Source organism: Streptomyces sp. NPDC101166 (assembly GCF_044768125.1).
GTDB lineage: Bacteria > Actinomycetota > Actinomycetes > Streptomycetales > Streptomycetaceae > Streptomyces.
Window position 1 is genome coordinate 215413 of the sequence record NZ_JBIWPF010000006.1, and the last position, 15103, is coordinate 230515.

Consider the following 15103-nt stretch of genomic DNA (forward strand, 5'->3'; position numbering starts at 1 on the left):
CCGTTGGTGTGTCTCTTGTCCGTCCCGCCGGTCAGGCGGTCCGCACGGTCTCGGCGAGGCGCAGGGCGCAGCCGTGGTGGCTGGAGGTCCGCATCCGGCGGTGGATGTCGACCGTGGTGCCGTGGCGCCCGCACGGGCAGGTGTCGGTCTCCGCGGCGCCGAAGTCCTCGGCGAGCAGGAAACAGGGGTAGCTGCGGGCCGTGGGGTCCAGGTAGGACATGAGGCCGGTCCGTCCGGCCGGGACCGGGGACAGGTCGTGCGGGTCGCGCACGATCACCTCGACCCACGGCGGGACGTGCTTGCGGTGGTGCTCGCACTCGATGAACGCCGTGTTCAGCTCGACCTGGTTGAACACGTCGCGCACCTGGGACGCCGAGGTCAGGCCGAAGGTGTCCATGGCGAGCGAGCGCAGCTCGTCCGGGTCCAGCCGGGTGGCCTCGTCCTTCTTCCAGCCGCCGCCGGTGACCACCGCCATCCGGTCGCCGGCGGACAGCTTGAGGCTGTTGTCCGACATGTGACGCAGCAGTTCCGCCACGAACACGGGCGGGCCCGCCACGCACACGAACCGCCCGTCGGCCAGCGCGCCGGCCACGTCGCGCACGGCGTCCTGGAGGTGCAGCACGCCGCCGTGGACGTAGGAGCGGGTGGCGGCGAACATCTCGACCAGGGTCATGAGGTAGCTGATCCAGACGCCGTCCGCCTCGTGGCGGTGGGGTCCGAGGTGCACCATCTCGCCGTCGTCGTCGAGGTCGACGTCGCCGTAGAGGGTGCGCCAGATGTCGCCCTCGGGGCGCAAGGAGCCGGCGAGCCGTTCCAGGGACGGTTCGTCGCGCCAGACCCTGCTCTGGACGCCGCTGGTGCCGCTGGACTTGAACACGTCGCAGTCCCGCGCGGGGACGCTGCGCACCTCGGCCCGTTTGAACATCCGGGTCGGGAACTGCGGCACGCGGAGCAGCCCGGCCGGGTCGTCGAGGTCGGTGAGGGCGAACCCGCTCGTCTCGGCGAACCGGCGGTAGTCCGCGTTGTGTTCCAGGTGGTGCGCCACCGCCGCGGTCAGGAGCCGGTGGCGCAGTGCGCGCTGGTCGGCGGTGGGCATGGCCCACCAGTCGTCGTCCTCGAAGATCAGCCGGTCGAGTTCGGCGAACTCGGTGCCGGTGAGCGGGCCGGGCGGACGGGGCCCGGCGTCGGCGTCCGTGGTCACGAGGCGGCCCCGTTGGGCTTCCAGCCGACGCGGGGCAGCACGTCCTCGGCGAACATGTTCATGTTCTCGAGGATCCGGTCGTGGTTGAGGGTGGCCTCCACGCCGAGCTGGAAGTTGCGCACGCCGGTGGCCTCCATGGTGCGGCCGATGCGGTCCACGCACTCCTCGACGCTGCCGACGATGCTGTTGTCCAGCATGTAGTTGGTGAAGTCGGCGTTGGTGCGGTCGCCGCGCAGTGCGGCGGCCTGCCACTCGCCGTACTGGAAGCGGTAGTTGGGGAGCTTCTGGAGCTGCTCCATGGTGAAGGCGGCGTCGTCGTGCTCCTGCTCCCACCAGCACATGTGCTTCCAGATCTCGTCCCGCGCCTGCTGCGTGGTCTTGGCGACGTGGGCGACGGTGCACATGGCGTGCTGGACGGTGGTCGGGTCGATGCCGTGGCTCTCGGCGGTCTCGTTGTAGAGGTCGATGATCGAGCGCATCGCCTCGTGCGTGCCGATGACCGGCATGATCAGCGGCAGTCCGCGGGAGGCGGCCCACTCGATGGTCGAGGGGGACTGGCCGACGCCGTACATCGGCGGGTTGGGCCGGGTGAACTGGGTGGGGAACGGCGTCACGTCGGGCAGGGTGATCTCCTCGCCCTCCCACTTGGCGCTGCCGGTCTCCCAGATGCTGCGGATGACGTCGACGTACTCGGTCTGCAGGACGTGCGACTTGGCCGGGTCCACGCCGAAGGCCTCGAAGTCCTTGGGGAAGTAGCCGCGGCCGACGCCCAGGATGAACCGGCCGTGGCTGAGCTGGTCGAGCATGTTGGTCTGCTCGGCGATCCGGATGGGGTGGTCCAGCGGCAGGATGACGACGGCGGTGCCGACCTTGATCTGCTTGGTCTTGCCGAGCACGTAGCCGGCCATGGTCAGCGTGTTGGGGCACAGGCCGTAGCGGGTGAAGTGGTGTTCGAGCAGCCAGGCCGACTGGTAGCCGAGCTCGTCGGCGGCGACGGCGAAGTCGATCGAGTTGTCGAAGACCTCGGTCTCGGTCCAGTGGTCGGGGTGGGCCGTCGTCAGCATCACGCCCATGTCCATGGTGTTTCTCCTTGTTTCGGTTGTCGGTGGCGCGGCCGGGACCGGCCGTGCGGAGCTGAGGGTTCGGATCCGGCCGGTCACATGAGCAGGTCGCGCAGCCGGCGGTGCTCGAGGAACTCCGACTGGTCGATCGGGACGACCATCCCCTTGCCGTAGTCGAGCCGCGGGGCCTCGACCGAGACCATGCGGGTCATCAACTGCAGCGGCTGGAGGCCGTCGTGGGATCCGCCGAGCCGGAACAGCGGCGACAGCCCGGCTTCGACGAAGCGGCAGGCGCCGCGGGCGGCCAGCTCGTTGCGCAGCCGTTCGTGCAGCGACCAGGGGGCCAGGCCGATGGTCTGCACCGTCGGGTCGACCCACCGGGACACCTCGTCCAGGTCCGCCACCGGGTGGACGAACACCGTGCGGGCACTGGGGAGTTCGGTGACGGTGGCCGGGTCGGTGATCAGGATCGACCCCCAGGAGCCGGTGCGGGTCCGCTGTCCGAGGAACTGCTGGGCGGCGACCTCCATCGAGGCCTGGGCGGCCTCGTCGGCGGTGACCGAGGTACGCGGCAGCATGTCCTCGTAGCGCACCAGCTCGGCCTGGAGCCGGTCGGCGAACTCCTCGGGGTCGGCGTCGGTGAACACCTGGTGCGTGGAGAAGCAGGCGCGCTGCTCGTACATGGACGCGTCGTGGGCGACGCCGCGGGCGGCCCGCGCCATGTCGGCGTCCCTGCCGACGACGGTGAAACTGCGCCGGGGTCCGTAGGGGACGACGACCGCCTCGGACGAGCAGGTGCGGTAGGCGGCCTCGACGGCCTCGGCGCCGCCCCAGGCGCAGATCACGTCGGCGTCCGCGAGGAGCCCGCGGCCCAGTTCGCTGTCGCGCTCCCAGAACACCGCGCTGACCGAGCGGGTCACCGGGTGGTCGGGGTCGATGTCGGTGAAGCTCTGCGCCAGCACGACCGCGGTGACGGGCTCGCCGGCGGCGTACTTGAGCACGGAGGTGTTCTTGGTGAGCAGGGCGCGCACCAGCGAGACCGTGGTGGAGTAGGGGACGTTGCCGGGGAGGATGTGCACGCTGCGGCCGCGCGGGTAGGCGCGCACCTCGGCGTCCTCCCGGGGGATCCAGCGGTCCATGATCTGCCGGTGGCCCAGTTCCACCGCCACCATGTCGTGCAGGTGCCCGTGCGCGCGCAGCGTCGTCGAGATCAGGTCGGCCTCGGCGTCGGCCATCTGCTGCGAGTAGCCGTGCATGCGCTTGAGTTCACGGATGTAGAGCCTGCGGCGGGCGTACTCCTCGTTGTTCCACAGGTGACCGATGCGGTTGAGGTAGGCGACGATCTCCTGGAGCGGGGTCTCGGCGAGGTCCGTCGGCGGCCGGCGCAGCTGCTCGGCGAGCGCCGGGGTCAGCCGGGGGACGGCGGTCCTGGCTCCGCCCGGGAACTCCAGTACGCGGGCGTCGGCGTCGGGCTCGACGCGCCGCCCCCAGACCATGAACGGATGGTTCTTCACCTTCGTCGGCGCCGGCGGCGCCATGTGACCGGGCACGGCGGTCATCCCTCCTTCGACTGACGGTTGTCGTGTGGGTCCCAGGTGCCGCGCAGCACGCTGAACGCCTCCGCCGCGGCGGTGTCGGCGTGCGCGCCGAAGAGCTCGGCCTGCAGGGTGATGGCCTTGAGCGAGCGCGGGTGGGGGAAGTCCCGCAGCTCCGACGCGTAGGCGCGCATCGCGTCGAGCTTGCACTCCAGCGTGTCGGTGATGTCGCTGTAGAGCGCCGGGACGAAGGGGTCGCGGCCCGCGTAGCCGGCGTCGGTGGCCGACAGCGTGGAGAACCCCAGCAGCCAGCGCACCGGGCTGGCGTGCGGCCGGCAGGCGATCATGCAGGCGCGGGCCGTCAGCTCGTGGTCGGCGTTGAGGTCGCCGCCGTGGTGGGTGTAGACGGTGTCGGGGGCGAGCTGTTCGACGACCGCGCCGACCTGTTGGGCCAGGGTGAGCAGCGGGTAGGTGTCGAGCCGGTTGTCGTCGAGGTCGAGCCGGTGGACGGCGGTGGCGCCCAGGGCGGCGCGGGAGGCCGCGGTCTCCTCGGCCGACAGGGCGGCGCTGCCCTCGGGGTCCGGGTCGCCGGCCCGTGACGTCTTGCCCTCGGCGAGGATCAGCACGTGCACCTCGTCGCCTGCCTTGGCGTGCCGGGCCAGCGTGCCGCCCGGGCCGATCACCTCGTCGTCGGGGTGGGCGACGACGGCGAGCACCGTGCTCATGACGGGGTCCCCCTGACGATGTCGGCGCTCTCCGGCCCGCAGTTCATCAGCAGGTCCAGGACCGACAGGTGTGAGGAGAACCTGTCGCCCGCCTGCGGGTAGACCGGGTGCGCGTAGTGGAAGTACTCGATCCGCAGGCCTTTCAGGCCGGCGGGCTCCAGGTAGTTCGCGGCCTGTGGTCCGGCGATGAACGCGTCCGCGCCGAACCGTTCGCACAGCAGCGGGATGATCGTCTGGCGGTCGAACTCCGGCAGGCCGAGCCGGGAGATCCGGTGCACGGGACAGTCGATCTTGAGCTGGTCGAGGCAGTAGTCGATGAACGGCAGGCACACGTCGTTGAGGGTGGTGAAGTCGGTCGCGTAGTAGGCCTGGAGGAAGTCCGCGTGCTGGCGGAAGTACGGGGCCCGGCGGTAGGCCATCTGGACGGCCTTCCAGTGCTTGCGCCGCCAGCCGTCGTCGACGAGGCGCACCTCGTCGATCGGCCGCTCGGCCCGCAGGTCCTCGTGGGCGAGGGGGATGGTCAGGAGCAGTTCGCCGCCCGGGCCGCCGATCTTGTTGCGGTTGAGCATGTTCCGCCGGCCGATGCGGCTGCGGTCGTGCAGGACGAACAGGTCCGAGCGGGCGATCTTGGCGAAGTAGCCCAGCCACGGAAGGTAGGCCGGCTGGTGCGCGCTGATGATCATCGTGTCCCCCTCCTGTCCGTGAACTCCCCGGGCTCGATCGGCTCCGTGGGCCCTGTGGGCTGTGTGGCCTCTGTGAGCTGCGTGGGGTCGGCGGGCCGCCACCGGACGACGCGGGACGCGGCGGCCACCGCTCCCCAGCCCGTCTTGAACCTCGCCTGTCCCCCGCCGGCCGCCGCGCCGAGATCGACCGTGCCGACGCCGCGGGCGGCCAGTTCGGTGAGCGCCGACCAGAACGCGAGGTGCCCCGCGTTGGCGGCCCGCCCGCGCTCGCTGGTGAGCTGCATGAGGTGGAACGCCCCGGGCGCGCCTTCCTCGCCCGGCGTGCCCCCGGCGCCCGGCCCCACCGCCTCGGCTCCCGGCTCGCCGACCGCGAACACCGACGCCGCCTGCACCCCCTCCTCGTCGAGCACCACCGTGGTCACGGCCTGCTCGCCCGCGGTCAGGAAGGCGAGGTCCGACGCGGTCACCGCCGAGGTGACGCCGTGGCGGGAGAGCGTCTGCCGGTACAGGTCGAGCAGGTCGCTCTCGTGGCCGGGCGCCGCGGGGGAGGCGACGAGGCCGAGCGCGCCCGCCCGTCGCACGGCCGTACGGCAGTTGCCCCTGGCGGCCTTCCACACCGCACCCGCGTCGCCGGCCAGGCGCAGGAGGTACGTGTCGCGGCCGGGCCGGGCGGGCCAGGTCCCGCTCTGCCGGTCGACGCCGGGGAAGGCGCCGTACGGGGGGAGCAGCGTCGTCAGCTCCGTCAGTCCCCTCTCACGGCACACCGCCTCGGCGAGGCCCGCGAAGTCGACGGGGCGGCCCTGCCGTTCGGCGGACACGGCCAGGGAGCCGTAGCCGTAGCAGCCGATCTGCGCCCGGCTGCCGGACACGCACAACGGCACCAGCACCTCGTCCCCCTCCGCCCGGCGCACGGCCGTGGGGACGAACCGCAGCCGGGGCGCGTCGGCCAGGCCGAGGGCGAGCCAGCGGCGGCGCGCGAACGGCAGTTCCGCCCGTGCGGCGGCCAGCCGGACGTCCCACGCGGCCTCCGGCAGCGCCGACACCTCCGCCCTCTCCCGCAGTTCAGTCACGGCCGGCCTCCTCGTCCCGCACCGACCGGTCGGCCGCGATCATCGCCTCCGCCAGCGACTCGGCCGTGAGGCGCGGCTGCGGCTGCTTGGCCACCGTCAGCACGCGCGGCCACAGGGAGTCCGCGCCCGTCATCGGTCCCGCCGCGTACCGGGCGTAGGGGGCGAGCCGGTGCAGCGGGTAGTAGTTCCACGTGCTGGGGATCCCGCGTTCGGCCAGGGCGCGGGCGAAGACGAACCGCTGTCCGGGCCGACGGAACAGCAGCTCGACGCCCGGCCCGAGACGGGGATCGGCGGCGACGGGCTCACAGGTCGTCAGCTCGGCCGCCACCGCGGCGCGGACCCGTTCGTGCAGGGCGGCGGCCTCGGCCGCGACGCCGGACGCGGTGCGCAGCAGGGCGGCCGCGGACGCGACCTCCCAGCGGGACGGGGCGTCCTGGCGCACCGGCCCGGTCCCGGTCGGCAGATGGTCGGCCTTGGTGTGCGACCAGCCCGGCGTGCGGGCCTCCGCGCGCTGGACGGCGGCCCGGACCGCGACGGGCGCGTGCGCCACGATCCGCGCGGCCACCGCCCGCCGCAGCGGAGCCGGGTCGAAGCCCCGTCGCATCCGCCCCCGGCTGGCGAGCGGCGCTGAGGCGAGCGGCGTCGAGGTGAGCAGCGCTCCGCCACCGAGCCCGCCGAGCGGCTTGCCCTCGCCGAAGCTCAGGACGAGGGGACAGCCGGCCGCGCGGAACCGGCGCAGCACCTCGGGCGCGACGCAGGCCTGCGCGAGGTCGAGCACCACCGTGCCGCCCCGCTCGCCGATCCGCTCGGCGTGGGCCGCGTGTTCGTCCAGACCGAGCCCGTTGGTCAGCACGACCGCGCGGCCTGCGAGCTCCACCGACGTGAACGCGGGGCCGTGTACGGGGTCCGCGTCGACCAGCACCGGCCGCGCGCCCGCCGCGAGGACGGCGTCGGCCACGGCGGGGCAGTTGAAGGTGGACAGGACGACCTCCTCGGCGCCGGTCTGCCGCACCGCGAGCGCGAGGGCGGCACGCCCGGTCGCGGTCAGCACGCAGGCGGGCCGTCCGGTGTGCTCGCGCAGCCGGGCGGCGAGCTCCGCACCGGCGTGCCGGGGCCGGGCGGCGGCGACGGCGGTCGCGGCCAGCCGGCCCGCCGACATGCGGGACGGGTGGAGGTAGCCGACCGGGCGGCGCGGCGGGGGCGCGTACCACAGGTCGGACGGCTCGGTCCGGTCGAGGATCACGGTCGCGCCGCCCCCGCCGTGTCGTCGGCCGCGGCGGTCATGGACGTCCCGGTGGCGCCGCTCTGCGGCCAGTCGGTGCGCTGGAGGCGCAGGGGCATCTCGCCCGAGCCGGCGCGGACCCACTCGACGGTCTCCCGCAGTCCGCTGACGAAGTCGCGGCTCGGCCGGTAGCCCAGCAGGGTGCGGGCCTTGGTGAGGTCGGGCCGGCGCGACCGGATGTCGGGCCCGGTGTGCGGGACGTGCTCGATGGGCGCCCCGGTGCCGCTCAGCTCTGCGGTCAGCCGGGCCAGTTCGGCCACGGTCGTGTCGTTGGTGTCGTCGCCGACGTTGAAGGCCTCACCGGCGGCGGCCGGGGTGAGCAGGGCGCCGATCAGTCCGGCGGCGAAGTCCTCGGCGTGGCACCAGGCCCGGGACTGCGTTCCGTCGCCGTGCACGGTGACCGGCTTCCCGGCCACGGCCTGCGCGGCCAGGGCTCCGACGGCGTACGTGCCGGTCCTGAGCGGGCCGTAGACGTTGAAGGGCCGCACGATCGCGAACGGCAGGCCGTCCTCGGTGCCCCGGGCCGCGGTCATCGACTCCGCCGTGACCTTGCTGACGGCGTAGGACCAGCGCGGGTCGTCGGCCCGTACCGACAGCCACTCGTTCTCCTGCGCGCCCTTGGCGTCGCTGCCGTACACCTCGCTGGTGCTCAGCAGCAGGAAGCGGCGCAGCCGCGGGTTGCGCACGGCGTAGTCCAGGGCGACGGCAGTGCCGTCGATGTTCACCCGCAGGGTCTCGCGGGGGGCGTTGCGCACCTTGGCCACCCCGAGCAGCGCGGCGGCGTGGATCACATGGTCGACCTCGCCGAACCGGTCGAGGGAGCCGCGCTCGGTGACGTCGGCCCTGCCGGTCTCCACCGCGGACTCGTGCAGCAGCCCGGACAGCCAGGCGGGCGTGCCCTCGGGATCCCGGTCGTCGACCAGGACGACGCGGTGGCCGGACCGGATCAGGCCGGCGGCGACCCAGGTGGCCAGGAAGCCGAAGCCGCCGGTGATCAGGGTGCGCGGCGCAGTGTGCGGGTTGCTCATGCCCTCCCCCTCGCGGGTGTCGATCCGTGCACGATCTTGGTGACGGCGTCGACGACGCGGTCGCAGTCGTCGTCGGTCATCCCGCGCCACAGCGGCAGCGAGAGCAGTCCGGGGAAGGCGGCGTCCATGGCCGTGAACGGCGTCGTCAGCCGCGGGTCGGCGTCGGCGAACGCCGGCAGCCGGTGCAGCGGCGTGTAGTGCACCTGGCACCTGATCCGCCGGTCGAGGAAGGCGGCCAGCAGGTCCTTCTTGGACGTGCCGAGGCCCTCGACGTCGAAGACGACCGGGAACAGGTGGTGCGCGGAGCCGGTGCGCCGCCGGCCGGGCACGGTGCGCACGAACGGCAGTCCGTCCAGCAGGTCGTGGTAGCGCGCGGCCAGCCGGGCGCGCTCGCGCCGGGACTCCTCCGCCCGGCCCGCCTGGACGACCCCGACGGCGGCGTGGAACTCCGAGAGCCGCAGGTTCAGTCCGGGCTCCCGGATCGTGTAGGGCCAGGGGTCGTGGTCGCCGGTGTGCTCACCGGCCGGCTCCATGTTGTGGTTGCGCAGGGCGCGCAGTGCGCGCAGCAGGCCCGCGTCCGCCGTGCTCACCGCGCCGCCCTCGCCGGTCGCGATCGGCTTGGCCGGGTGGAAGCTGAAGTAGGCGGCACGGGAACCCGGCCAGGACCCCACCGGCAGGGTGCCGTCATAGGTGGCCCCGGCCGCGTGGCAGGCGTCCTCGACCAGGTCGGCGCCGTAGCGCTCGCACAGGGCCGTCAGCGCGGTCATGTCGGCGCTGTGCCCGGCGTAGTGCACCGGGACGACGACGGTCATGGCGTAGTCGCGGTGGACGCGGTCCAGGAGGTCGCCGAGGCTCTCGGGGCACACGGTGAGGTCGTCGGCCCTCACGTCGCACAGGCCGACGTCCCAGCCGAGCAGCCTGGCCGAGGCGGCGGCGGCGGCGAAGTTGAGCGTCGGCGTGACCAGGAGCTTCGGCCCGGGGACCGTGCGTCCGAGCTCGTGCAGCAGGGCGTGGACCGCGCCCGTTCCGCTGGACAGGGTGACGGTGGGGGCGCCGGTCAGGCGCCGGAGTTCCTCCTCGAAGAGCGGCACCTGGCCGCCGTTGGTCCAGAACCCGGACTCCAGCGTCGTCATCAGGGCCGCGGCTTCCTCGGCGTCCCAGTGAGGGCGGGCATAGGGCAGTTCGGGCTCAGGCATCGCCGCTCCTCGTACAGTCGACCCGGGCGGCCAGTCCGGGGACGGACGCCAGCCAGTCGTAGGTCTCCCAGCAGTTCTTCCGGCTCTCGTAGTCGTCCTCCTGCACCTCGAACACGACTCCGGTCCCGGGCGCCGGGCCCGCCTCTCCCCCGTCGCCGGCGGCCGAGGCCGCCGCGTCGAGCGCGGCGGCGAGCATGCCCGCCAGCAGGTCGGGCGGGACGTCGCCGGCGAGCGGCGGGACGCCCTCGCGGCACTGGTCCGGCCAGCCCGGCATGGCGTGCCCGGAGAACGAGGAGAAGTGGACGTGCTTGACCGGCGGCTCGGGCAGGGCGAACGGCGCCACCGGCTCCGGGCGCTGCTCCAGCCGGGCCATGGCGGTCAGCGTCGAGTAGGTCACCGCCCAGTGGCAGACGTCCCAGGTGACGCCCACGCGGTCCGAGCCGAGCGCGGCGATCGGGGCGAAGTCCGCGGGGAGCACGAAGACCGAGTCGAAGTCGACGCCCTGGGCACCGATGACCGGCATGTTCTCGACGCCGATCCAGATCGGCGCGTCCCCCAGGTGGGCGTCGAGTGCGGCGATCCGGTCCACGACCCGGGCCCGGGCGCCCGCGAGGTCGAACGCGGGCCAGTCGGCGAGCTGCACGAACTGGTTGGCGTGCAGGACGACGCCCTGGGCGCCCGCGTCGGCGGCCAGGTCGCAGAACCGGCGCAGCCGGTCGTAGGCGGTCCGGTCGCCGACCCAGTCGGCGTTCTCCGTCGGAAAGTGCAGGGTCAGCGCACGCGCGCCGACGTCGAACGCGTACCGCAGGTTGTCGCTCAGCGTCCGCCACTGGTCCTCGTGGACGAGGTCGTCGCCGTCGAAGACGTAGGCCTCCACTCCGCCGAGCTCCCGGGCCCACCGGGTGTCGATCTGGCTGCGCCGCAGGCCGTCGAAGGTCAGCCGCAGCGTGGCTCGCGCACCGCTCACAGCTGTTCGACCTCCGCCGCGTTGAGCATGCCCCGGCAGTCGAGGATGAGGTCGGAGGAGGCGAGCACCGTCTCGTAGTCGATCTCCTCGTGGTCGGTCACCAGCAGGACGGCGTCGGCGCCGCGGCACTCCTGTGCGGTCAGATCGACGGCGGTGAAGGCGTCGGGGACCCGGTCGACGCCCAGCCAGGGGTCGGTGACCTTGACGTCGGCGCCCATGCTGACGAGTTCGGCGGCGATCGCGAGCGCGGGCGAGTTGCGCGCGTCCGCCACGCCCGACTTGAACGCGACGCCGAGGACGAGCACGGTGGCGCCCTGCAGGGCCCGGCCGCGCTGCTCCAGCGAGGCGGCCAGCCGCTGGATCACATGGCGCGGCATCGAGTCGTTGATCTCGGCCGCCGCGTGCAGCAGTTCGCTCTTGTGGCCCGCGGAGTGCAGCGCGTGGTTGAGGTAGTGCACGTTGTTGGGCAGGCAGTGCCCGCCGACGCCCGGACCGTGGTGGAACGGCATGTACCCGAACGGCTTGGTCGACGCGGCGGAGATCACCTCGCGCAGGCTGATGTTCATCTCCGACGTCGCCTTGCTCAGCTCGTTGACGAAGGCGATGTTGAGGTAGCGGAAGGTGTTCTCCAGCAGCTTGGTGAACTCGGCGACCTCGCAGCTGGAGACGGGGACGACCTCCTTGAAGACCGTCCCGTAGAAGGTGCGGATCGCCTCCAGTGACCGGTCGTCGAGGCCGGAGACCAGTTTCGGCACGTCGCACAGCACGCTGTCGCGTCCGGGGTCGACGCGGTCGGGGCTGTAGGCGAAGAACACGTCGACGCCCGCCTTGAGCCCGGAGAGCCGTTCGAAGAGCGGGGCGATGTGCCGGCGGGTCGCGCCGGGGTAGATCGTGGACTCGATCACGATCAGGGCGCCCGGCCGCGCGACCTCGGCGACCTGTGCCAGCGCGCGGTCGAGGGTACTGAGGTCGGGCTGCTTGTCGTCGGTCAGCGGCGTGGGCGTGGAGATGACGTAGACGTCGACCTCGGGCACCTCGGCCAGGCCGGACACCGGAACGTACCGCTTGTTCCCGGTCTCTCTGCGCAGTTCCTCGTCGGTGACGTCGACGAGGTACGACCGGCAGGCGCGCAGTGACTCGTACCGGGCCGGATCGATCTCGACCGCGTACAGGGTGTGGCCCGAGGACGCGATGGCGATGGACAGCGGCAGACCCACGTACCCCTGGCCGATGGCTGCGACTCGCACGTTCCCCCCTTTCGTCGACATTCGTCGTGGTCGGTTGTGGATCTGCTGGGTTGATCGGGTGTCGGACGGCGGCGAGCGGGCGCTCAGGCCTGGTCGGCGGTCGCCGCCTCGCCTTCGAAGATCGGCAGTTCGGTGGTGGCGACGCGCAGCGAGCGCCGGTTGAAGCGCTCCGCGGCGGCCACCGCCCCCAGCGAGGCCGCCGCCGCCAGTCCGGCGGCCACCCGGCCCGCCCGTGAACCGGAGCGGACTCCCGCGAGCGCGGCCAGCGCCCCGCCGGTCAGGCCGAACCTGCTGAGCACGCCGGTCAGCGCGAGCGAGCCGACCGCTTCCTCGACATGGCCGCGCAGGCCGAGCCGGGAGTCGTCCCGGTAGCTCTTGGGCTTGACGTAGGTGACCGTGCTCATGCCGAGCCCGAGGGCGGCCATGATCGCGCCGACGTTGCCCTTGGTGAAGGTCAGCTCGCCCAGCCGGCGGGCCACGTCCTGGCGCATGACGAAGAACGAGCTGGCCCCGTGCGGGATCGGACGCCGGCCGAAGCGGGTCTCCAGGAAGTAGAAGACCGCCTGCCCGACCAGCAGCCGCGCCGGGTCGTCGCGCTTGCGGGTGGAGGTCACGCCGAACACCGCCGCGGTCTCGGGCCCTTGCTGCTCCAGCGCGGCGACGAGTTGCGGCACCACCTCGGGCGGGGTCTGCATGTCGGCGTCGAGCACGCACACCATCGCGCCGCGCGCGGAGAGCATGCCGGCTTTGCTGGACGCGGGCTGCCCGCAGTTCGGGCGGAGCTGGACCCAGCGGAACTCCGGTGTGGTGGCACGCAGTTCGGCGAGGATCCGCGGGGTGGAGTCGGTGCTGCCGTCGTCGACGGCGAGCACCTCGAAGGAACGGCCCCAGTTCTTGCCGACCCGCACCGCCCGTTCCACGGCCTCCCGGGCGATGTCCTCCTCCTTGTACATGGGGATGACGAAGCTGAGGTCCACGCCGTCGGCCGAGTCGGTGCGGTGCTCGTTGAGTTTCCGGCTCATGTTGTCCCTACGGTTGTGACCGGCTCTGACTGCCGCCGCCCTCGGGCGGCTCGCGTCAGGCGGCTCGTTTGAAACTGACCATCATCTGGGCGGTGGGCGCGAACCTGGCGCGCAGGAAGTCGACGCCGGCGAAGAACGCGGTGAGCGGCTCGTACACCCGGTTCATGTAGGCGGGCCGCTGCGGGGTGACCTTGATCCAGCCGCGGTCGCTGAGCCACGCCATCACGCTGATCGCCCACTGCGGGGCGCCCTGGGTGTAGTAGCTGTCCGACTTGACGAGCCCCACCTGGCGGCCGAGCCGGTCCAGTCCGGGCTCGGTGAACAGGACGAAGTGGCGGGGGCAGTGCAGTCCGCCCCAGTTGCGGTGGCGGAAGAGCCGGGCGTCGACGGTGGCGGTGTTGGGCGTCTTCATCAGCAGCACGCCGTTCTCCGACAGCAGGCCGGTCATCGCTGCCATGACTCTGCGCGGGTCGGGCACGTGCTCGATGATGCTCATCATCAGGATCAGGTCGAACGGCTCGTCGGAGGTGAACTCCTCGATGGGCATGCAGTGGTAGACGTGGCCGGCCGCCTCGGCCAGCGGCGCCGCCGCGGACTGGAGGTCGACCTCGTGGGTCTCGGCGACCCGCGGATCCGCGCGGCGGACGGTGGTGAGCAGCCAGCCGGCCCCGCCGCCGACGTCGAGGACCCGCAGCTTCTCGCCGGGGACGCCCTTCAGCACCTTGGCGAGCATCCGCACGTCGAGCCGTTCCTTGACGCGCTCGGTGAAGGTGGTCGACTCGGCGATGCCGCCGTAGGAGTAGTAGTTGGGCGGGTAGATCTCGTCGAGCCGGTCGGCGGGCGGGGAGTCCAGGTACACGGCGGTGCATGAGGGGCAGAGCGCGTAGCGGTACTGCTTGTCGCTGGTGAAGTACTCCTTGTCGTACGCCTTGGCGAACAACTCGACCTCGGTCTCCCCGCAGACCGGGCAGGGCATCAGTTCCTCAGCCACGACGGGCCTCCTTGATCAGCGTCCTGATGGCCGCTCCGTATCCGGTGCGACTGGCCTCCATCTCCGCGGCGAGCGGGGTCCGGGACAGGAACTCCCCCATCTCCGCGAAGCGGGTGTACGAGATCGCCGGATCCCAGTGGTGCAGCAAGTGCTGGTTGAAGCCGGCCGAGCCGAAAGTCCGCGACACCGGTCCGGTCCCGAACAGCCGGTTCACCGGACCGTGCAACTCGACGGTGAAGTCCACGTCGCAGGGGGCGTCCAGCTGCCGGTGCTCGACGACCGTCCGTACGGTCGCCAGCAGCGGGAACACCGCGCCCACCGCGAAGACCCAGGTCAGCGCGGCGAGCGGGAAGCCCGCCAGGAGCAGCCCGGCGACGATCGCCGTGTGCACGGTGAACGAGCGCAGCGAGGCCAGCAGTCCGCTGGAGGTGCGGCTGGACGTACGGGCGGTGCTCTTGCGTGCCTCGCTGTGCCCACGGTTGCGGAGCAGGACCTCCAGCACGTGGATCCCGGTGACCGCCTTGAGCATGTTGAGCACCGACAGGCACAGGTGGTAGGTGGTCTCCGTGTCCTCGTGGTCGCCGAGGTGGGCGTGGTGCGTCATGTGCGTGTAGCGGTAGTTGGCGGTCGTGGAGCCGTACAGGATCCACACGCACCAGTCGCCCAGCCGGTCGTTGAGCTTGCGGCGCCGCGCCAGGTTGGTGTGCGCGGCCTCGTGGCCGAAGAGGAACAGCGAGTGCAGCCAGTAGCCGGTCCAGCAGACCGCGAGGACGACGAGCGCGGCGGTCGCCGCCGTCGAAAGCGTCCGCGAGGCGAGCGCGACGACGATGAGACCGGCTGCCGACGCCAGGTAGCACAGGGCGATGTCGCGCCAGACGATCCCGTAGCGCGGCCGCAGCGTCTTGCGGTAGTCGACCCAGCGCACGCCGTCCGCAGAGACGATCGACGGGAGGTGCGGCGATCCCGGGTTGCCTGTGCGCCGGGTCCCGCCCGTTGCCGACTCCATGCGTGGGTTCCCCCCTTTGTGTCAGTGGCCGTCCGGTGGACCGCGCCGTGTCTCGGATGGCTGTCCGGTGGACCGCGGTGACGACGTGG

The 15103-nt window shown here is 72.4% G+C and carries 14 protein-coding genes; all 14 read right to left on the reverse strand.

Annotated elements, in window-relative coordinates; translation table 11 throughout:
• Positions 1-31: 31 nt before the first annotated feature.
• The gene (locus ACIRS4_RS13800; RefSeq protein WP_404194467.1) at positions 32-1201 is read right to left on the reverse strand and encodes a hypothetical protein; all 1170 of its coding nucleotides are present in this window, start codon (positions 1199-1201) and stop codon (positions 32-34) included.
• Entirely contained in the window at positions 1198-2280 is a 1083-nt protein-coding gene (locus ACIRS4_RS13805) for an LLM class flavin-dependent oxidoreductase (protein WP_404194469.1), read from the reverse strand. Before ACIRS4_RS13805 ends, ACIRS4_RS13800 begins: the two co-directional genes overlap by 4 nt.
• Before the next feature lie 77 nt (positions 2281-2357).
• Positions 2358-3821 carry an aldehyde dehydrogenase family protein gene (locus tag ACIRS4_RS13810; protein WP_404194471.1) on the reverse strand — a complete coding sequence of 488 codons (1464 nt, stop codon included), beginning with the start codon at positions 3819-3821 and terminating at the stop codon, positions 2358-2360.
• Positions 3818-4522 (reverse strand): PIG-L deacetylase family protein, encoded by a 705-nt coding sequence (locus ACIRS4_RS13815; protein WP_404194474.1) that lies wholly within the window; start codon positions 4520-4522, stop codon positions 3818-3820. Before ACIRS4_RS13815 ends, ACIRS4_RS13810 begins: the two co-directional genes overlap by 4 nt.
• The gene (locus ACIRS4_RS13820) at positions 4519-5205 is read right to left on the reverse strand and encodes a WbqC family protein (RefSeq protein WP_404194477.1); all 687 of its coding nucleotides are present in this window, start codon (positions 5203-5205) and stop codon (positions 4519-4521) included. Before ACIRS4_RS13820 ends, ACIRS4_RS13815 begins: the two co-directional genes overlap by 4 nt.
• Positions 5202-6275, reverse strand: coding sequence for a hypothetical protein (locus tag ACIRS4_RS13825; protein ID WP_404194480.1), 1074 nt, complete (start codon positions 6273-6275; stop codon positions 5202-5204). The genes ACIRS4_RS13820 and ACIRS4_RS13825 overlap by 4 nt, the downstream gene beginning before the upstream one ends.
• Positions 6268-7518: a DegT/DnrJ/EryC1/StrS family aminotransferase gene (locus tag ACIRS4_RS13830; RefSeq protein ID WP_404194483.1), complete on the reverse strand. Its 1251-nt coding sequence runs from the start codon at positions 7516-7518 to the stop codon at positions 6268-6270. The genes ACIRS4_RS13825 and ACIRS4_RS13830 overlap by 8 nt, the downstream gene beginning before the upstream one ends.
• A complete protein-coding gene (locus ACIRS4_RS13835) occupies positions 7515-8585 on the reverse strand; it encodes an NAD-dependent epimerase/dehydratase family protein (protein WP_404194486.1) in 1071 nt (356 codons plus the stop codon). The genes ACIRS4_RS13830 and ACIRS4_RS13835 overlap by 4 nt, the downstream gene beginning before the upstream one ends.
• Positions 8582-9781 carry a DegT/DnrJ/EryC1/StrS family aminotransferase gene (locus ACIRS4_RS13840; RefSeq protein ID WP_404194489.1) on the reverse strand — a complete coding sequence of 400 codons (1200 nt, stop codon included), beginning with the start codon at positions 9779-9781 and terminating at the stop codon, positions 8582-8584. The genes ACIRS4_RS13835 and ACIRS4_RS13840 overlap by 4 nt, the downstream gene beginning before the upstream one ends.
• The gene (locus ACIRS4_RS13845; RefSeq protein WP_404194491.1) at positions 9774-10748 is read right to left on the reverse strand and encodes a sugar phosphate isomerase/epimerase family protein; all 975 of its coding nucleotides are present in this window, start codon (positions 10746-10748) and stop codon (positions 9774-9776) included. Before ACIRS4_RS13845 ends, ACIRS4_RS13840 begins: the two co-directional genes overlap by 8 nt.
• On the reverse strand, positions 10745-11995 hold the full coding sequence (locus ACIRS4_RS13850; protein WP_404194493.1) for a nucleotide sugar dehydrogenase: 1251 nt from the start codon (positions 11993-11995) through the stop codon (positions 10745-10747). The genes ACIRS4_RS13845 and ACIRS4_RS13850 overlap by 4 nt, the downstream gene beginning before the upstream one ends.
• Positions 11996-12078: 83 nt before the next feature.
• Complete coding sequence (locus ACIRS4_RS13855) at positions 12079-13017, reverse strand: glycosyltransferase (protein WP_404194495.1); 939 nt, start codon at positions 13015-13017, stop codon at positions 12079-12081.
• Positions 13018-13072: 55 nt separating this feature from the next.
• A complete protein-coding gene (locus ACIRS4_RS13860; RefSeq protein WP_404194498.1) occupies positions 13073-14008 on the reverse strand; it encodes a class I SAM-dependent methyltransferase in 936 nt (311 codons plus the stop codon).
• A complete protein-coding gene (locus ACIRS4_RS13865; RefSeq protein ID WP_404194500.1) occupies positions 14001-15014 on the reverse strand; it encodes a fatty acid desaturase family protein in 1014 nt (337 codons plus the stop codon). Before ACIRS4_RS13865 ends, ACIRS4_RS13860 begins: the two co-directional genes overlap by 8 nt.
• Positions 15015-15103 lie beyond the last annotated feature (89 nt).